This is a genomic window from Streptomyces sp. KM273126, from assembly GCF_004337435.2.
GTDB lineage: Bacteria > Actinomycetota > Actinomycetes > Streptomycetales > Streptomycetaceae > Streptomyces > Streptomyces acidicola.
The window spans coordinates 2,324,314-2,342,749 of record NZ_SJXB02000001.1 but is presented as its reverse complement, the minus strand read 5'-3'; the positions used below and the strand labels follow the sequence as shown (position 1 = coordinate 2,342,749).

The following is an 18,436-nucleotide window of genomic DNA, read 5'->3' as shown; positions in this document are numbered from 1 at the left end:
GCACACCCAGCGGATTTTTGCATTCGTTGCATTTTTTCACCCAGTGCGTTCTTATGGAGGTGAAGCGCGGCCGGACACCGACCTCGAAGGAGTGCCATGAGCAGCGCCGTACCTTCCACCCCTCCGCCGCTCCCCCTCACCCGCCGGAACCCGTTCGATCCCCCCGAAGAGCTGGGCCTATGGCGCGACGAGGCGCCCATCCGCCGCATGACCTACAGCGACGGCCATGTGGGCTGGCTGGTGACGGGACAGTCCGCGGCCCGTGCCGTGCTCTCCGACCCCCGCTTCAGCTGCCGCGCCGAGATCCAGCACCCGCCCATGGGGCCGCCCGACGACCAGCAGAGCTCACCGGCGCCGCCGGGCTTCTTCCTCCTGATGGACCCGCCCGACCACACCCGGTACCGCAGGCTTCTGACGGGCCAGTTCACCGTGCGCCGGATGAAGTCGCTGGAACCGCGGATCGCCGCCATCGTCGCCGACCACCTGGACGCCATGGCCGCGGCCGGGCCTCCGGCCGATCTGGTCCAGGAGTTCGCGCTGCCCGTCCCCTCCCTGGTGATCTGCGAGCTGCTCGGGGTGCCCTACGCCGACCGGGCCGGCTTCCAGCGCGACTCCGTCCTGCTGATCAGCTTCGACCTGCCGGAGGAGGAACGGGAGGCCGCCCTGCAGCGAATGACGACGTACCTCGCCGAACTCACGGCACACAAGCGCACCCACCCGGCCGACGACCTGCTCAGCGGCCTCGCCGCCCGCCCGGAACCGACCGACACCGAAATCGCCGGGATGGCCTCACTCCTGCTCCTCGCCGGACACGAGACCACCGCGAACATGCTCGCCCTGGGCACCTTCGCTCTCCTGCAGAACCCCACCCAGCTGGAGGCGGTGCGTGACGCCGCGACGGTCGGCGCGGCGGTCGAGGAACTGCTGCGCCACCTCAGCATCGTCTTCGTCGTCGTGCGCACCGCACGCGAGGACATCGAGATCGAGGGCCGGCCGATCAGGGCCGGCGAGTCCGTGACGGTCTCGCTGGCGGCGGCCAACCGCGATCCGCGGCACTTCCCTGCCGCCGAACGGCTCGACGTCGCGGGCGGCCGCATGGGACACCTCGCCTTCGGCCACGGCGTCCACCAGTGCCTGGGACAGCAACTCGCCCGGACGGAAATGCGCCTGGCCTACCCGGCGCTGCTGCGACGGTTCCCCGCACTGCGCCTCGCCATCCCTGCGGAACAGGTACCGCTGCGCGCCGGCACCACGATCCACGGGGTCACCCGCCTCCCCGTCACCTGGTGAGTCACCAGGTGGGTCGTCTGGTGACTCACCAGGGGAGGAGCGGCGCAGGGACGAAGGCGGGGCCTGTCGGGTGAGGTGCTCGGCGTGTCAATGGCGGTCATACTTGCGGTCACATGAGATGACTTCTACCAGTTTGCCCTTTCGGGACTCGTACTGGAACAGGAGCATCTGCATGGCATCACTGGCAACGGCCCGTAGACCCCGCCGCGGCTTGCGGCGGCTGACTGCGGTCGCGCTGACCCTGGGCACGGTCGGCGCGCTCGCCGGCGCGTCGCCCGGGGCGGAGCACACGCAGCACCGGACCAATCACGGCTTCGTGGAGCGCGACCTCGTCTCCGACATCCCGGGCAGGGCGGAGACGACCGACCCGAACCTGGTCAACCCCTGGGGTCTGGTCCGCAAGACCAACGGTGCGATCCTCGTGTCGAACAACGGCTCCGACACGGCCACCGCGTACACGGGCGCTCTGGACAACCAGCCGGTCAACAACACCGGGCTGGTCGTGCCGTTCCCCTCCGGTGCCGCTCCGGACGGGGTGGTGCGCAACGACACCGACAACTTCCGCTTCAGTGTCGCCGGGAAGTCCGGCCCCGCCCGGTTCATCTTCTCCTCGGAGAGCGGCTCCCTGTTCGCGTTCAACCCGGACGTGAGCCCGAACGCCATCCAGGTCGCGTTCGAGCCCAGCGGCAACAGGAACGCCGTGTTCAAGGGCCTGACCCTGGTGCCCGGCGAGAAGAAGGGCAAGGAGCACGACAAGAAGGACCACAACAAGGACAAGAAGTCCAAGCCGCGCATCCTCGTCGCGAACTTCCGTGACGCCCGCGTCGACAGCTTCAACACGAAATTCAAGAAGCTGCCGAACGACCACCGCTTCAAGGACCCGAGCCTCCCCGCCGGCTTCGCGCCGTTCGACATCAAGAAGATCGGCGACAAGGTCTTCGTGACGTACGCCCTCCAGGACGCCGCCAAGCACGACGACGTCGCCGGTCCGGGCAACGGCTTCATCAACGTGTTCAGCACCGAGGGCAAGCTCCTCAAGCGCTTCGCGAGCCGCGGTGTGCTCAACTCGCCCTGGGGCCTCGAAGTGGCGCCCAAGGGATTCGGGCAGTTCGCCGGTGACCTGCTCGTCGGCAACTTCGGAGACGGCCGCATCCACGCCTTCGACCTGAAGACGGGCCGGTTCGAGGGCACCCTGAAGAGCCCCGCCGGGAACCCGATCGTGATCCCCGGCCTGTGGGGGCTGCAGCGCGGCACCGACCAGTCCGGCGGCAGGCACACCATCTGGTTCGCCGCGGGTATCGAGGACGAGAACCACGGGCTGCTCGGAACCCTGCGCGCCGCGGGATGACCCGTCGTCACCGCACCTCGGGTGCCCGCCGGGCGGCCACACGGCCGGGCGGGCACCTGCCCTGACCCCGAGCTCTCGCGCTCGCCGGTCCTGCCGGCTCAGTCCGCCCGCAGGGCGAGCATCGGTGACCCCGTCGCGGTGCGGAAGGCGGGGAGACGGACGCGAGCGTGATCGCGCCGGCACCGTCCCGTCCGGGCGATTACGGCCGGTCAGGACTCTTCACGCACGGCGCCGCACATCCGGACAGCTGACCTCCTCGGAGGCGCCGTACGGCTCGACGAAGGTACGTGCGCCCGTCACGCGGCCGGACAGGCACAGCTGACCGCCCATCACCCGCAGGTCGAGGGTGAACTCCACGCTCTCACCGGAGCGTTGCGGGCCGTGGATCCGCTCGTCGATGTAGCCGAGGCCCCGCAGGACGTCGCCGACCTGCCCCGGCGTCGGGTCGGCCGTGTCCTTGAGCGCCTTCGTGATGCGGCGGGTGTGGATGCGGGCATCGCACTTCTCCACGGAGCTCAACTCCACCTCCTTCCTGGCGGACTCGGGGTCCTGGGGTTCACCTGCGGGCGGCGGCTCGTCCGGGAGGGACGGCTCGGGGAGGGCAGTGGTGGGCGGGGCCGCCGTATCCGTATCCGGCTCCGGCTCCCGCTCGGGAGGCGGCTCCGGGTCCGGAACGTCCTTCAGGCACGGCTTGGCGAGGGAGGTGAGCATCTCCATGAAGGCGAGGAACTCGGCGTCACCGGAGTCGGCATCGCCGCCCCCGGCGCGGGACGCCGCCGGCGAACCGGCCTTCGCGTCCTCGTCACCCGCCCGCTCGGTGCCACAGGCGGCGAGGGTGAGGGCGCACAGCGCCGCCAGCGCCGCGCCACGCCGGGCGCGGGAGGCGTGGCGCGAGGGGCGGACGATACGGCCGATAACGGGTTTTTCCCCGGAAAGTCGTCGCATGTTCGCAGTGTGGGTGCGAGCGGTGAATCGGGCATGAGTACGGCTACTCAGAGCGAGGCCGTACGTACTCATCCGGGGGATCGACTCGCGGCCTGCGCTCGATACCGCCCCGGCGTCGTACCGAACTCCCTCTGGAAGGCGTGTGAGAGCGCGTAAGGGCTGCCGTAGCCGACTCGGTCGGCGATGGCGGCCAGGGTGTCCGGGGTGTCCCGGAGCAGGGTGGCGGCGAGGATCAGGCGCCACCACGTGAGGTACGCCATCGGAGGGCGGCCGACCAGGGTGGTGAACCGGCGCGCCAGGGTGGGACGGGAGACGCCCGCCTCCGCGGCCAGGCGGTCGTTGCTCCACGGCGCGGCCGGGTTCGAGTGCAGCGCCCGCAGGGCGGCAGCCGTCACCGGGTCGCCCAGTGCGCTGGGCCAGGCTCCGCTGGTGGTCTCGGTCATCCAGGAGCGGATCATGTAGACGAGGAGGAGGTCGAGCAGGTTCGGCAGCGCGATGCAGGAGCCGGGCTGCCTCTCGTCCAGCTCACCGGCGAGCAGGTCGATCGCGGCACGGAGTTCGAGGTGACGTCCCACTCGGTTGGGAAGGTGGACGATCTCGGGCAGCTCTGCCATGAGCGGGTGGATGCGGCTGCAGTCGAGCCAGTACTTGCCGCAGAGCATCTCCGTCTCGTCATGATCAGGCTGGACTCGCGGCCCTGTCTGCCCTGTCTTCCCTGTCTCCTCAAGCCATTGCCCGAACGGCACCGCCTTCTCCTGCGCGACCGCCGCATCGACGGGGGAATCGGCGATCACATGGCCCGCCCCATGAGGCAGCAGCACCGCGTCCCCCACGCCGAGAGGTACCGGTGCGCCGCCGTCGGGCAGCAGCCAGCAGTTGCCCTTCAGGACGACGTAGAAGCCGGCGCCGTCGTACGGGTCCAGCCGTGCGCACCAGCTCCCCCTCGTCCGCACCCGGTGGGACGCGGGGTGCCCGAGGTGCACGACAGAGATCGCGTCGCTCACCACATCCATCCACCCAAAGTATCTGCCGTACAGAGCATGAGACGGATTCTTATTTTATTGAGCTGGATGCGCATTGAGAGGATCGTTCGGGCCTTCTTAGGGTCGAGCACATGACGAACGAGAACGCGAGCGTGCAGAGCATGGTGCTGGGGGATGTCGAGGTCATCCGGGTCGTTGAGTGGCACAGACCCTTCGCGCCTGCTTCCGGCATGTTTTCAGGAGCTACTGCCGACGTATGGAAGGACAACGAGGACTGGCTGGCACCGGACCACTGGGAGCCGGACAGCGACTGGGCGGTGCTTGCCTTGCAGACGTGGGTGCTGCGCAGCGGTGGGCGGACCGTCGTGGTCGACACCGGAGCGGGCAACGGTCGCGAGCGGCCCGGCATGCCGCCGTTCCACCAGTGCCAGGGGGATTTTCTCGGTCTTCTGGCCAGGGCCGGTGTGCGCCCACAGGATGTCGACGTCGTCGTCAACACCCACCTCCACGTCGATCACGTCGGCTGGAACACCGTCGACGCGGACGGGGAGTGGGTACCGACGTTCCCCAACGCCCAATACCTCATTCCGGCCGCCGACGACTTCCACTACGGCCCGGACAATGCATACGGGAACGGCCTGCAGCAGGTCGACCGCCTGATCTACGAGGACAGTGTCGCGCCCGTCCACCAGGCCGGACAGACCCTGCTGTGGGACGGCCTCCACCGCATCGACGAACACCTCACCCTGGAGTCCGCGCCCGGCCACACTCCCGGTTCGTCCGTGCTGCGACTCGCATCCGGGAGCGACCGGGCGGTCTTCGTCGGAGATCTGCTGCACAGCCCGGTGCAGATCCTCCAGCCCTGCTGCAACAGCAACGCCTGCCTGGCCCCGGAACAGGCGGTGACCAGTCGCCGTCGGATTCTGGAGCGGGCAGCCGATGAACGGGAGTTGCTCGTCCCCGCGCACTTCGGTGGTGCGGGTGCCGTGGAAGTCCGGCGGGAGAGTGGTGGGTTCGCCCTCGGCGCCTGGGCAGCAGCGTGACGCACACGTCGACCGACCGGCCCGCAACCAGAGCCGGCCGGACCCTCGTCCCGGTGCTCGCCTTCACGGGCATCGTGGTCGCGGTGATGCAGACCCTGCTCGTCCCGGTCATCAAGGATTTCCCGCAACTGCTGGGCACCGAGCCGGGCAACGCCACCTGGGTCATCACCTCGACTCTGCTCTCCGGCGCCGTCACCACGCCGGTCGCGGGCCGCCTCGGCGACCTCTACGGCAAGCGCCGCATGCTGGTCCTCAGCCTCGCGGTGATGGTCGTCGGCGCGCTCGTCAGCGCCCTCACCAGCGACCTGCTCACGATGGTCGCGGGCCGGACCCTCCAGGGCTTCGCGATGAGCGCGATACCCCTCGGCATCGGCCTGATGCGCGACACGCTCCCCAGCGAAAAGCTCGGCTCGGCGATGGCCCTGATGAGCTCCTCCATGGGCGTCGGCGGCAGTCTCGCGCTGCCCGCCGCGGCCCTGGTCGCCCAGCGCACCGACTGGCACGCCCTCTTCTACGGCGCCGCCGGCCTCGGCGTCCTCTGCATCGCCCTCACCCTTCTCCTCGTCCCCGAGTCCCCGACCCGCGCGCGGGGCACCTTCGACGTCCTCGGCTCGATCGGGCTGTCCGCCGGTCTCGTCCTCTTCCTGCTGCCGATCACCAAGGGCAGTGACTGGGGCTGGACTTCGGCCACCACGCTCGGCCTGTTCGCCGCGTCGGCGGTCGTGCTCGTCCTGTGGGGCGGGATGGAACTGCGGCTCAAGGCACCGCTGGTGGACCTGCGCACCACGGCCTCCCCCGCGGTGCTCCTCACCAACCTCGCCTCGATCATGGTCGGCTTCTCCTTCCTGGTCGTTTCGCTGGTCCTGCCCCAACTGCTGCAGCTGCCCGAGTCCACCGGCTACGGCCTCGGCCAGTCGATGGTGGTCGCGGGCGCGCTCGTGGCGCCGCTCGGCCTGACCATGATGTTCACGGCCCCCGTCTACGCCCGGCTGTCCGCGAAGTACGGCCCCAAGGCCACCCTGATCCTCGGCATGGCGATCATCGCGATCGGCTACGGCGCCGGCCTCGGCCTGATGAGCGCCGCCTGGCAGAGCCTCGTCATCACGGTGATCCTGGGCCCGGGCATCGGCCTCGCCTACGCCTCACTCCCCGCCATGATCATCGGCGCGGTCCCCGCCTCGGAGACAGGCGCGGCAAGCGGCCTCAACACCCTGATGCGCTCGATCGGCGCCTCGGTCTCCAGCGCCGTCATCGGCATGGTCCTCGCCAACACCGCGAACGACATGAACGGGGTCACGGTCCCGACCCTGCAGGGCTTCCGCGTCTCCTTCCTGATCGCGACAGGCGCGATGGCGATCGGCCTGTTCATCGCCCTGTTCCTGCCCCGAGCCCGCCCGCCTCACCACGTCCAGCGCGCTGTCCGTGCCCGGCGCGATCTGCAAACGCAGCCGAGCGAACCCACTCTCAACAACGCCCCGGGCGCCTGGTGAGGGCACCCGGGGCGTGTGCTGTCGCTCCCCGTTGTTCGAGCTGCCCGGGTTATCCGAACTGGCCGGGTTATCCGAACTGGCCGGGCTGGTAGTCGCCGGCGGGCTGCTGGACGATGACGTTGATGCGGTTGTAGGCGTTGATGAGGGCGATGAGCGAGACCAGCGCGGCGAGCTGGTCCTCGTCGTAGTGCTTGGCGGCGTTCGACCAGGCCTCGTCCGAGACACCACCGGCCGCGTCCGCGATGCGGGTGCCCTGCTCGGTCAGCTCCAGGGCGGCGCGCTCGGCGTCGGTGAACACCTTCGCCTCCCGCCAGGCCGCGACCAGGTGGAGGCGCTGCGCGGTCTCCCCTGCCGCTGCGGCGTCCTTGGTATGCATGTCGGTGCAGAAACCGCAGCCGTTGATCTGGCTGGCGCGGAGCAGCACCAGATCCCGCGTCACGGCCGGCAGGGTCGAGTCCGAGACGACCTTGCCCGCCGAGTTGATGTACCGCAGGAACTTCTCCGCGACCGGGTTGCCGAAGAGGTTCAGTCGAGCTTCCATGCTGGGCTCCTGTGTCGTCGTTGGCGGTTACACCTCACTGACGGAGCGGCCCGACGCGATGTGACAGGAACGAATGTGACGTACGTCTCCGACGAGCACCCCGCTGGTAGATGACGCTGCTGTCGCCGGGCGCGGCGGAGGCGCCCGGCGCGGAGGTCAACTGGAGAGGGGAGGTCAGCTGGAGAAGGGGACGGCGTCGGCCGGGTCGGCGTGCCAGTTCGTGGCGATGGGCCTGTCGACCGTGACGGTGTCGGGGAGGTCGAGGGTGATGGCGTTGGTCTCGTCGCCTGCGACGGAGAGGTGGAGCAGGTCGAACTGCCTGCCGTTGTTGTCGTTGGTCGTCTTGGGGTTGATGCCGGCGTACGCGGCCTTGGAGCCGGAGAGAGTGACGCTCTCGCTGACGCTGTGCTCGGCCGGCGACACCTCGGTGTCGGCGGAGGAGCCGAAGGACGCGGAGGGGAAAACGCCTTCCAGGGTGCAGGTGACGCCGGACTTGGCTTTGGCGGTGACGAGGAGGTAGCCGCCCGCCTGCGTCTCCGAGCTGACCGTGAAGGTCAGGTCGTTGGTTCCACAGGCCTGCGCGTTGCCGCTTCGGCTGTCGGCGGTGGCAGTGGCGGTCGCGGTGGCGGTGAGGGCCACCGCCGCGACGGCGGTCAGGACGAGGCGGGCGGAGCGGGCGGCAAAGCGCGAACGCATCGAGATCTCCATGGTGCGGAAGTGGGTCGTCCAGCGGGCTGCTTGGACGACCGCAGCTTGTTCCGCGGTCCGTCCCGCCCGCCACAAAAGGCGGCCACTACGGGACGCCGGAACGCTGGAACGGGCACTGACCAGCACAGACGCTGACAGCCTGGAACGGGTTGCCGGGACGAGGAGAGCCGCTGATCTCTTGCACGGGCCCATGCGATGTGCCACCCCCGCGCACACGGTCCCGTTCCGGCATCTTGCCCGATATTCGTTCATGGTGCGACACTTCGGAACCGCTGCCTGCCCGCGATCCTGTCGGTGCATCAGGCGCTGCCCCGCACGACCGGCTGATCTCGACAGCGAGGGAGTGGGTGTGTCGCGTACGCGTAGACCGTCAGGTGCCAGAAGACCGTCAGCTGCTCGTAGGGCATTACCGTTACGGGCCCGAAGGTTCGGACTGGTTCCCGTGGGCGCCGCGGCAGCCGTGCTCGCCCTCCTGCTCTCCGCCTGCGGCGGCAACGAGCCGGCCGGAAGCGGCTCCACCGCCCCCGCGAAGCTCGACCCCGAGGCGGACCTGAGCAAGCAGCGGCTCACCGTGTCGAACTGGGACGGCTACATGCCGGAGGACCTGCCCGCCAGGTTCAAGTCCGCCGTCGGCACCCCTGTCACGGTCGCGAAGCACACGACCAACGAAGAGATCGTGGCCAAACTGACCGCCGCCTCCGGCAGCGGCATCGACGTGGCGTTCGTGTCGGGCCAGTACGCGCAGGCGCTCGCGGAGCAGGGGCTGCTCGAACCCATCCACCACGAGCTGGTCCCGAACCTGAAGAACCTGGACCCGCTGGCGTCCCGTCTCGCCCACGACAAGGGCAACAAGTACTCCGTCCCCTACACCTGGGGCACCACCGGGCTCTGCTACCGCAAGGACCTCACCGGCTACACCCCCGACAGCTGGAACGATCTGCTGAAGCCGCGCGCCGCGCTGAAGAAGAAGATCACCATGCTGAAGACCGAGCGCTGGCTCTTCCTCCCCGCACAGAAGGTGCTCGGCTACTCGGTGAACACCACCGACGCCCAACAGCTCGCCCGCGTCAAGGAGTTGCTGCTCGACGCCAAGCAGGGACTCCTCGCGTACGACGACACCACGTTCGGCGACCGGCTGAAGTCCGGGGAGGCCGCGCTGGTGGAGGCCTGGGACGGCTGGTGCCCGACCGACGACAAGCGGATCGGGTTCGTGGTCCCCAAAGAGGGCAGCGACCTCTGGGCCGACACGATGGTCGTCCTCAAGTCGTCGAAGAACAAGGAGGCGGCGCACGCCTTCATCAACTACGTCCTAGACGCGAAGACGCACTCCTGGGCCGCCTCGAACATCTTCTACAAGGTGCCCAACGCGGCGGCCATGGCGGATCTCGATCCCGGCCTGGTGAAGAAGTATCCGACCCTCGCCATGACGCCCGAGGAACTGCTGAAGGGCGAGTCGGCCGTCGACCTCGGGGACGCCACGACGGACTACGCGCGGATCGTCACGGAAGTCACCGCGGGGTGATGGCGGCCGGTGGCCGTGCGGGGGCGGGCCCGGTAACGCGTCGGCTGAAGGGGGGCTCCGGAGCGCGCACGCGCACACAGGCCGGCTCCGCGGCGCGCACACGAGCCCGCCTCGTCCTGATCGGCCCCGGCTTCTCGTACCTGGTCGTCCTGCTGGTGCTGCCGCTGGCCCTCGTGATCGGCTACACCGCCTTCCGGCGGGGGCGGTTCGGCGGGATCGCGTACGAGGACGGGGTGACGGGGGACAACTTCGCGAGGATCGCCGACCCCCTGTACGCCGGCGTCCTCACGGACTCGCTGCGGATCGCGGGCATCACCACGGTGCTGGCGCTCGCCCTCGGCTACCCGACGGCGTACGCCATCACCCGGCTGACGGCACGGTGGCGTACGGTCGCCCTGGTCCTGGTCGTGCTGCCGTTCTGGACCAACTTCCTGGTCCGTACGTATGCCTGGATCGTGCTGCTGTCCAGCGAAGGCATGGTCAACAGGGCCCTCACCGGTATCGGGGTGACCGACCGGCCGCTGCGGCTGCTGTACACGGAGGGGGCCGTCGTTGTCGGGCTGCTCTACGCCTATCTGCCGCTGATGGTGCTGCCGCTGTACGCGGCGATCGAGCGGGTCGACCGACGGCTCCTCGAAGCCTCCGCCGATCTGGGCGCGCGCCCGGCCCGTACGTTCTGCAGCGTGACGCTTCCGCTCACCCTGCCCGGCGTGCTGACCGGCTGCGTCTTCGTCTTCGTGCCCAGCCTCGGCAACTTCGTGGTCCCCGAACTGCTGGGCGGCGGGCGCACGGTCATGGTCGGCAACCTGATCAGGGACCAGTTCCTGACCGCGCGGGACTGGCCGTTCGGTTCGGTGCTGGCCCTCGCGCTCATGGCGTTCCTGGTCCTGCTGCTGATGGCGCAGGCCTGGGCCGGGCACCGGACGGGGAGTCGTCGTTGATGCGCCGGACAGGGGAAAGCGCGGGCCGTCCGATGCGCCGACCGGGGCGGCTTACCGTTCGACGGCCGGGGCGGCTTCCCGTTCGGCGGCTGGCGGCGGGACTTCCGCTGTGGCTGACGTACCTGTTCCTCTACACACCCGTCGTCGTACTCGTCGCGATGTCCTTCAACCGGTCCGAAAGCCCCTACCGGTGGGGCGGGTTCGGCAGCGGCTGGTACGGCACGCTGGCCCGCGACGACGAGGTGCTGAGAGGCCTGGCGAACACGGTGATCGTGGCGGCCGGCGCCACCGTCCTGTCCACGGTCCTGGGCACGCTGCTCGCCGTGGGGCTGGCCCGCCACGCGAACCGGTCACGGCTGCTGCACGCCCTGTCGGTGATGCCCGCCGTCCTGCCGGACATCGTGCTCGCGATCGGCCTGCTGGCCTTCTACTCGATGGTCTCGGCAACCCTCGGCCTGCACTCGGTCCTGCTCGCACACACCGTCTTCGGCCTGGCCTTCGTCACGGCGGTCGTCCGCACCCGGATCGCCCATGCCGACCCCTCGCTGGAGGAGGCCTCACGCGATCTCGGCGCGGGAGAGATCAGCACCTTCCTGCGGGTGACCCTGCCAGGACTCGCCCCGGGCATCGTGGCGGGCGCGCTGCTGGTGTTCACGCTCTCGCTCGACGAGTTCGTCATCGCCTTCTTCACCGCGGGACCCCAGGACCCCACCCTGCCGATCGTCGTCTACTCGATGATCAGGTTCGGGGTGACCCCGGAGATCAACGCGCTCGCCACCGTCCTGCTGACGGTGAGTTTCACCGTGGTGATCGCAGCCCAGCGGATCAGCCGGCTCGCGGAGGCATCGTGATCCGTATCCATGAGGTCACCCGGCGGTTCGGCGACACCATCGCCCTGGACGGGGTGAGCCTGGACATAGAGGAGGGCGAGTTCTTCGCGCTGCTCGGCCCGAGCGGCTGCGGCAAGACGACCCTGCTGCGTGTGCTCGCCGGGTTCGAGACGCCGGACGGCGGCACGGTCACCCTGGACGGCCACGACCTGCTCGCCCTGGCCGCGCACCGGCGACCGGTCAATCTGATGTTCCAGTCCTATGCCCTGTTCCCGCACATGAACGTGGAGCGGAACATCGCGTACGGGCTGGCGCGCGAAGGGCTGCCCCGGGCGGAGATCAGGGAACGGGTCGCCGAGGTGCTCGACACGGTCGGGCTGAGCGCCCTGGCCCGGCGACGGCCGCAGCAGCTGTCCGGCGGGCAGCGGCAGCGCGTCGCCCTGGCCCGCGCCATCGTCAAGCGGCCCCGTCTGCTGCTGCTCGACGAGCCGCTGTCGGCGCTCGACAAACAGGTCCGCGCGGAGATGCAGCTGGAGCTGAAACGGCTGCAGCACGAGGCCGGCATCACCTTCCTCGTCGTCACGCACGACCAGGAGGAGGCGATGTCGCTCGCCGACCGGATCGCCGTACTGGACGCGGGGCGCGTCCAGCAGGTCGACACACCCGTCGAGCTCTACCGCCGCCCACGGAGCAGATTCGTCGCGGGCTTCGTCGGCGCCAACAACATCTTCGCCGGACGGCTGCTGGCCTCCGGCGGACTCGACGTACCGGGCGTCGGCGTCCTGCCCGCGGCGGCCGAGGGCACGGCGACCGGGCACACCACAGGGCTCGTCGCCGTACGCCCGGAGAGCATCCGGCTCGCCGTCCCGGATGCGGACACCCCGGACGCTGACGCTCCGCTGCACGGCACCGTGCTGGACATCAGCTTCTTCGGCGGCTCCTCACGGATCGCGGTCACGGTTCCCGGCCTGGACCGGCCGGTCCTGCTCACCGCGCCGGGCCCGGCCCCCGTGGCGTCCGGCGCCCGCGTCGCACTGACCTGGCACCCGGAGAGCGCCGTACTGATCGAGAAGACGATCGAGAAGACGGGAGAATCCCCTTGAACGGTCCCTTGAACGGACCCCTGAGCGGACCCCTGAGCGCCCCTCTGACCATCCTCTTCGCACCGGAGAGCGCCTACGGCCCGACGAACAACTGCGTCGGCATCGGAGACGTCCTGCGCCGCCGGGGCCACCGTGTGGTGTTTGCGGCCGAGGCCTCCTGGAAGGGCAGGCTCAGCCCGCTCGGCTTCGAGGAGGACCTGGTCGATCTCGCGCCGCCGCCCGAACAGCCCCAGGACGCGGGCCAGTTCTGGAAGGACTTCATACGGGACACCGCGCCCGAGTTCCGCAAGCCGACGATCGAGCAGCTGGACACCTGGGTCAAGCCGGTCTGGGAGGAGCTGGTCTCCGGCGCCCGCTACTGCGAGCCGCGACTGAAGGCGATCATCGACCGGGTCCGCCCGGACGTGATCGTCGAGGACAACGTCGTCTGCTTCCCCGCGCTGACCACGGCCGGAGTGCCCTTCGTACGGATCGTCTCCTGCAACCCGCTGGAGATGAAGGGCGAGCACGTGCCCCCGCCCTTCTCCGGGTACCCGGCCGACGACCGCACCGGCTGGGACGCCTTCCGGGCCGAGTACGACCGCACCCACCGCGCGCTGTGGGCCGACTTCAACACCTGGGTGACCGAGCAGGGCGCACACCCCCTCCCCGACCTGGAGTTCATCCACGAGGGCGACCTGAACCTCTACCTCTACCCCGAGCTCGCCGACTACGCCGACGCCCGCCCGCTGGGCCCCACCTGGCACCGGCTGGACTCCTCGGTCCGGGAGACGGAGGAGGAGTTCACCCTGCCGCCGGAGCTGGCCGACCCGGCGGGCGGTACGGAAGACAGTGCGCTGGTCTACTTCAGCCTGGGCTCGCTCGGCTCCGCCGACGTCGGCCTCATGCGCCGGGTCATCGCCTCACTCGCCCGCACCCGGCACCGGTACATCGTCTCCAAGGGCCCTCTGCACGACGAGATCGACCTCCCGCCGAACATGTGGGGCGCCGAGTTCCTGCCGCAGACGCGGATCCTGCCGCTGGTCGACCTCGTCATCACCCACGGCGGCAACAACACGACCACCGAATGCCTCCACTTCGGCAAGCCCATGATCCTGCTGCCGCTCTTCTGGGACCAGTACGACAACGCCCAGCGGATGGCCGAGCTGAGCCACGGCGTCCGGCTCGACCCGTACCGCTTCACCGACGCCCAGCTCCACGGGGCCCTCGACGAACTGCTCGGCGACACGGGCCCACGGGCCGCCCTGGCCAAGGCCTCGGAGACGATCCGGGCACGTGACGGGCTGCGGACGGCCGCCGATCTGATCGAGCGGGCCGCGTCGGCGTGAGCCGCCTGAGCCCGCTGTTCTCGTGTGGCTGCGTCGCGGAGTGAAGGAGTAATGATGGAAGGAGGAAGGTCGCAGTGTGTGCCCACCCCGAGCACCGCTCACCTGGGGAAGTGAACCGCGATGATGTACTGGTACGGACACGGCGGCGGCGGATGGATGTGGCCGTGGATGGTGCTCGGCAACCTCCTGGTCCTGGCGGCGATCGTCGTCATCGTCGTGATTGTCGTCCTGTTCTTCCGCGCTCTCTCGCAGCGTCCGGGCGCACCCGGCAGCGGGCACGGCGGCTGGGGCACCCCGCCCTCCCCGGCCCTCCGGGCCCCCGCTCCGGTCCTGAGCAGATCCTCGCCGAGCGGTACGCACGGGGCGAGATCGACGAGGAGGAATACGAGCGGCGTATGGCCACCCTCCGCGGTTCACCACCACCAGGCCCGGCACATCCCTGAACCAGACCGGCCCGTCCCTGAACCAGCCCGGCGCACCCCAGGTGCTGCCCGCGGTGATCGTCGCCGTTGTGGTCGCCGTCGAAGGTTGGGCGTTTCTTATCGGTTTCCTGGCCGCTCTCTAGCCTCCTGCTTGAGTGCCTGTTCCTAGGGTCGTGGACGTCCCCGAAACGGCCCGGACCTGCGGTGTTCCGCTGCTGTTCCGGTGCCTGCACGACGTCCCTGACACCCTTGGAGATCTTCGACATGAACGCATCCAAGCGCGCCCTCGCCGCCGCTGTGTCCACCGCCGCTCTGCTGGTCGGGCTGGTCGCCTGTGGCGGCTCGGACTCCAGTGACTCCGCCTCGTCCTCGAACAGCGCCGCGGCCGGTCAGGCCGGCGGCGACACCCAGGCCGCGGAGGGCGGTGCGCAGGCCGAGGAGGGCGGCGGTGACCCGGTGGAGACCCCGCTGACCGGTGAGGCCAAGCAGAAGGCCGAGGCCGCGGCTCTGGCCGAGTTCCCCGGCACGGTGATCAAGTCCGAAGAGGACGCCGAGAACCCCGGCACGTACGCGGTGGAGATCAAGAAGGCCGACGGCAGCGAGGTGGAGGTCTACCTCGACCCGAAGACGTACAAGGTCGTCAAGACCAAGGACGAGGCCGGCGACGACGACTGATCCGCCTCCGGAACCACCCGGAACCACGGGGTCGGCCTCGCCGGCTGCAGGCAACCTCACCGCCTGCGGCCGGCGAGCCCGACCGTCTTCTTGGGTTCTTCGAGCGGGGGCGTCCCCGAACGCGTATCAGAGACTGCCCGGATGACGACTGAGACGGATTGGCGTGATCATGGCACGCGGGACAGTGCGCTTGTGTGAGCCTGACGCCATGCAGGTGCTGCTCATCGAAGACGACGAACGGATCGCCGGCCCGCTGGCGGAAGGCCTGGCCCGCTACGGGTACACGGTGGAACGGGTGCGCACCGGCTCCGCGGCGCTGGCCGCGGACGACCCGGACATGGTTCTGCTCGACCTGGGCCTGCCGGACATGGACGGCATCGATGTCTGCCGGGCCCTGCGCCGGCGCTCGGACGTACCGATCATCATGATCACCGCCCGGGGTGAGGAGATCGACCGGGTCCTCGGCCTCGAACTGGGCGCCGACGACTACATGGCCAAGCCGTTCGGCGTCCGTGAACTGGTCGCCCGCATCCGCGCGGTCAGCCGCCGCGCCCGCCCCCAGGCCACGGCAGGTGCCGACGCCCACGGGGGCGCCCCCGACGGCACAGCCGACCTGAGCCCGCCCGCTCGGACGCCCGGCGCCACCGGCCCCGCGCCCGCGCCCGCGGGGGCACCGCAGGCAGTGGGGCCGCTGGTCATCGACCGCCGCACCCGCCAGGTCCACCTCCACGGAACGCCCGTCGCCCTGGCGCCCAAGGAGTTCGACCTGCTCGCGCACCTCGCCATGGACCCCGGGGCCGTCTGCTCGCGCCGGGAGATCGTCGACCAGGTGTGGGACCCGCACTTCTTCGGCCCCACCAAGACCCTGGACGTGCACGTGGCCGCCCTGCGCCGCAAACTCGGCGATCCCGCCTGGATCGAGACCGTCCGCCGGGTCGGCTTCCGCCTCCACGTCCCGGATGCCGCACCGCCCTCCGATGCCCCACGGCCCTCCGACGGCGCACGCGACAGTGCACGGCCCTCCGACCACGTGCACCCGGCAGCCGGTACCGGTACATGACCCGGCGTCTGCTTGCCGGCCTTCTCGGCCTGGTCCTGCTGGTGCTGCTGGGCCTGGAGATCCCCTTCGGCCTCCTGTACGCCCGCGCCGAGACGTCCCGTCTGTCCAACAGCATCGAGCGGGACGCCGGAATGCTCGCCGAGCTCGCCGAGGAACGCATCGAGGAGAAGAACACCGACGAGCTGCCGGAGCTGGCCACCGGCTACGCGGAGGGGACCGGAGCGCGGATCGTCATCGTGGACAGCACGGGTGCCGTCCTGACCGACTCCGCCTCCCTCACCCCCGTCGGCGCCGATCTGTCCGCTCAGCCGGACATCGCCACCGCCCTGCGCAACCAGCCCACCGTCGGCACCGCCCGCGATCCGGACAGCGGCACCGAGTTCCGCTACGCCACCGTCCCCGGCTCCTCCGGCAGCACCATCCGCGGCGCCCTGCGGCTCAGTTACCCCACCGACGTCCTCAACGGCCGGGTCCACGACATCTGGCTCACCCTCGCCCTGATCGGCCTGAGCGTGCTGGCGGTCGTGACACTCATCGCTCTCGCCCTGGCCCGCTGGATCATCCGGCCCGTCCACGCCCTCGAACGCGCCACCACCCAGCTCGCCGAGGGCAGCCTCACCAACCCGCCGGCCACCGACCTCGGCCCGCCCGAACTACGGCGGCTGGCCGCCTCCTTCACCCACACCGCCACCCGCCTGCAACACCTGCTCACAGCGCAGCGCGCCTTCGCCGCCGAAGCCTCCCACCAGCTCAAAACGCCCCTGACCGCGCTGCGGATCCGGCTGGAGAACTTCGAACCGCACCTCGACCCCGCCGTCCACGACAGCCTGGAAGAGGCCATCGGTGAGACCGAACGCCTCGGCCGCATGATCCAGGGACTGCTCTCCCTGGCCCGCCTGGAGGCCACCGCCACCACCCCGGAAGCCGCCGACCTGGACACCGTGGTGGCCGAACGTGCCGCCACCTGGGCCCCGTTCGCCGCCGAACACCACGTCGGCGTCACCACCGCCGGGCGCCGGGCCGGTCACGTCTGGGCCATCCCCGGCGCGCTGGAACAGATCATCGACAACCTGCTCGCCAACGCCCTGCGCGTGTCACCGCCCGGCACCACCATCACCCTGGCCACCCGCCCCGCGCCCCAGGGCATCGAACTGCATGTCGTCGACCAGGGCCCCGGCATGAGCGAGACCGAACGCCGGCGCGCCTTCGACCGGTTCTGGCGCGCCTCCGACAGCCACCACGACGGCACCGGGCTCGGCCTGCCCATCGTGGAACAGCTCACGCGCGCCGGCGGCGGCCGCATCACGCTGGAAGCCGCCCCGGGCGGAGGCCTCGACGCCGTCGTACACCTCCGCCCCGCCCGCAGCCCGGCCCGCACGATGACGTCCGGGGCTCAGCGGTAGTCCCGCCGCTCACCGAAGAAAACGAAGGAACCGGACGATCAGGTGCTCCACAGCACCCTGCCCCCGGGGGCCGCGATGACCACGTCGCCATCCTTGCGGAGGACCAGCTGCGCGCCCGGGTTGCCGTTGGTCTGTGAGGCCCAGATGGGCCTGTCGTCGCCGTTGTGGATCACGAGGTTGCCGTCCTGCTGGAACCGGGCCGTGTGGCCCTCTCCGAAGGTCATCGACGCCCAGGTGGCCTTGCCGTCCTCGTTGTAGACGACGAGGTTGCCGTCCTGCTGCATGGTCATCCTGATGCGGTTCGTCTTCCAGGACTCGCCGGTGGAGAGGATATTCGTGGCCGATATGACCGTCTTCGTCCATTCAGGGGCCTTCTTCTCCTCCGGCGCCGACTTGCGACTGACGGAAGGGGAAGGCGCCTCGGGGGAACTCTCGACCACCGGCGCCGGGGCCGGAGGGGCAGGAGCGTCGGGCGTGGCGGAGGGGCTCGGCTTCTCGGGCTTCTTCGACTCCTTGACGCTCGGGGAGGGCGAGGGCGCCTCGGGGGTCTCGCTCGCCGCCACCACGGTCTGCGCCCGCTCCTCCCGATCGTCGTCGTTCCCCGACAGGAGGAGAGGAACGACGACGAGCGCGGCGACGGCGCCCACGGCCGCGGCAGCGGCCGTCCAGGCGGTGGCGGACCAGACGCGGGGGCCGGGGTCAGACCGCGCGGGGCGCGGGCGGGCTTGCGGCGGAAGGTGTCCGCGAACCCCTTCGGGGCCCCGGGCTTCTCGGGCGGAGTTGCGGACTTGGCGGGCTCGGGCT

18 protein-coding genes are annotated in these 18,436 nt (G+C 70.1%); 13 read left to right on the top strand and 5 right to left on the bottom strand.

Going from position 1 to position 18,436, the window contains the following annotated elements:
* The first annotated feature begins 96 nt into the window (after positions 1 to 96).
* Positions 97 to 1,290 carry a cytochrome P450 gene (locus E0500_RS10075; RefSeq protein WP_131569095.1) on the top strand — a complete coding sequence of 398 codons (1,194 nt, stop codon included), beginning with the start codon at positions 97 to 99 and terminating at the stop codon, positions 1,288 to 1,290.
* Between the two features lie 172 nt (positions 1,291 to 1,462).
* Positions 1,463 to 2,638, top strand: coding sequence for a TIGR03118 family protein (locus E0500_RS10070; RefSeq protein WP_165935159.1), 1,176 nt, complete (start codon positions 1,463 to 1,465; stop codon positions 2,636 to 2,638).
* Positions 2,639 to 2,857: 219 nt separating this feature from the next.
* Here the strand turns inward: E0500_RS10070 and E0500_RS43670 are convergent, their stop codons facing one another.
* Together E0500_RS43670 and E0500_RS10060 are read right to left on the bottom strand one after the other, a co-directional pair.
* Positions 2,858 to 3,583 carry a hypothetical protein gene (locus tag E0500_RS43670; protein ID WP_258572722.1) on the bottom strand — a complete coding sequence of 242 codons (726 nt, stop codon included), beginning with the start codon at positions 3,581 to 3,583 and terminating at the stop codon, positions 2,858 to 2,860.
* A 68-nt stretch (positions 3,584 to 3,651) separates the two neighbouring features.
* Positions 3,652 to 4,596, bottom strand: a complete 945-nt coding sequence (locus E0500_RS10060) for an AraC family transcriptional regulator (RefSeq protein ID WP_131569088.1) — start codon at positions 4,594 to 4,596, stop codon at positions 3,652 to 3,654.
* A 101-nt stretch (positions 4,597 to 4,697) separates the two neighbouring features.
* Between E0500_RS10060 and E0500_RS10055 the strand changes: the two genes are divergently transcribed.
* Together E0500_RS10055 and E0500_RS10050 are read left to right on the top strand one after the other, a co-directional pair.
* Positions 4,698 to 5,609: an MBL fold metallo-hydrolase gene (locus tag E0500_RS10055; protein WP_131569086.1), complete on the top strand. Its 912-nt coding sequence runs from the start codon at positions 4,698 to 4,700 to the stop codon at positions 5,607 to 5,609.
* Positions 5,606 to 7,099, top strand: a complete 1,494-nt coding sequence (locus E0500_RS10050; RefSeq protein WP_309505010.1) for an MFS transporter — start codon at positions 5,606 to 5,608, stop codon at positions 7,097 to 7,099. Before E0500_RS10055 ends, E0500_RS10050 begins: the two co-directional genes overlap by 4 nt.
* 67 nt (positions 7,100 to 7,166) lie before the next feature.
* Here the strand turns inward: E0500_RS10050 and E0500_RS10045 are convergent, their stop codons facing one another.
* Together E0500_RS10045 and E0500_RS10040 are read right to left on the bottom strand one after the other, a co-directional pair.
* Positions 7,167 to 7,640: a carboxymuconolactone decarboxylase family protein gene (locus tag E0500_RS10045; protein ID WP_131569084.1), complete on the bottom strand. Its 474-nt coding sequence runs from the start codon at positions 7,638 to 7,640 to the stop codon at positions 7,167 to 7,169.
* 174 nt (positions 7,641 to 7,814) lie between these two features.
* Positions 7,815 to 8,336 (bottom strand): DUF4232 domain-containing protein, encoded by a 522-nt coding sequence (locus E0500_RS10040; RefSeq protein ID WP_258572721.1) that lies wholly within the window; start codon positions 8,334 to 8,336, stop codon positions 7,815 to 7,817.
* Between the two features lie 454 nt (positions 8,337 to 8,790).
* Here E0500_RS10040 and E0500_RS10035 point away from each other — a divergent pair, with 454 nt between their 5' ends.
* The 9 genes from E0500_RS10035 to E0500_RS09995 all read left to right on the top strand — a co-directional run bounded on the left by E0500_RS10035 (position 8,791) and on the right by E0500_RS09995 (position 17,632).
* Positions 8,791 to 9,870, top strand: coding sequence for a spermidine/putrescine ABC transporter substrate-binding protein (locus E0500_RS10035; RefSeq protein ID WP_131569080.1), 1,080 nt, complete (start codon positions 8,791 to 8,793; stop codon positions 9,868 to 9,870).
* The gene (locus E0500_RS10030; RefSeq protein ID WP_131569079.1) at positions 9,870 to 10,811 is read left to right on the top strand and encodes an ABC transporter permease; all 942 of its coding nucleotides are present in this window, start codon (positions 9,870 to 9,872) and stop codon (positions 10,809 to 10,811) included. Before E0500_RS10035 ends, E0500_RS10030 begins: the two co-directional genes overlap by 1 nt.
* Positions 10,811 to 11,662, top strand: a complete 852-nt coding sequence (locus E0500_RS10025; RefSeq protein ID WP_258572719.1) for an ABC transporter permease — start codon at positions 10,811 to 10,813, stop codon at positions 11,660 to 11,662. The genes E0500_RS10030 and E0500_RS10025 overlap by 1 nt, the downstream gene beginning before the upstream one ends.
* Positions 11,659 to 12,744: an ABC transporter ATP-binding protein gene (locus E0500_RS10020; RefSeq protein ID WP_131569077.1), complete on the top strand. Its 1,086-nt coding sequence runs from the start codon at positions 11,659 to 11,661 to the stop codon at positions 12,742 to 12,744. The genes E0500_RS10025 and E0500_RS10020 overlap by 4 nt, the downstream gene beginning before the upstream one ends.
* A gap of 8 nt (positions 12,745 to 12,752) precedes the next feature.
* Entirely contained in the window at positions 12,753 to 14,072 is a 1,320-nt protein-coding gene (locus E0500_RS10015) for a glycosyltransferase (protein ID WP_258572718.1), read from the top strand.
* A 152-nt stretch (positions 14,073 to 14,224) separates the two neighbouring features.
* Positions 14,225 to 14,515 carry an SHOCT domain-containing protein gene (locus E0500_RS45375; RefSeq protein WP_181587225.1) on the top strand — a complete coding sequence of 97 codons (291 nt, stop codon included), beginning with the start codon at positions 14,225 to 14,227 and terminating at the stop codon, positions 14,513 to 14,515.
* Positions 14,516 to 14,758: 243 nt separating this feature from the next.
* Entirely contained in the window at positions 14,759 to 15,169 is a 411-nt protein-coding gene (locus E0500_RS10005; RefSeq protein ID WP_258572715.1) for a PepSY domain-containing protein, read from the top strand.
* A 208-nt stretch (positions 15,170 to 15,377) separates the two neighbouring features.
* Positions 15,378 to 16,229, top strand: coding sequence for a response regulator transcription factor (locus tag E0500_RS10000; RefSeq protein ID WP_131572197.1), 852 nt, complete (start codon positions 15,378 to 15,380; stop codon positions 16,227 to 16,229).
* Positions 16,226 to 17,632, top strand: a complete 1,407-nt coding sequence (locus E0500_RS09995; RefSeq protein ID WP_131572196.1) for a HAMP domain-containing sensor histidine kinase — start codon at positions 16,226 to 16,228, stop codon at positions 17,630 to 17,632. Before E0500_RS10000 ends, E0500_RS09995 begins: the two co-directional genes overlap by 4 nt.
* Before the next feature lie 38 nt (positions 17,633 to 17,670).
* Here E0500_RS09995 and E0500_RS09990 read toward each other — a convergent pair whose 3' ends face one another.
* On the bottom strand, positions 17,671 to 18,279 hold the full coding sequence (locus E0500_RS09990; RefSeq protein ID WP_181586934.1) for a hypothetical protein: 609 nt from the start codon (positions 18,277 to 18,279) through the stop codon (positions 17,671 to 17,673).
* Positions 18,280 to 18,436 lie beyond the last annotated feature (157 nt).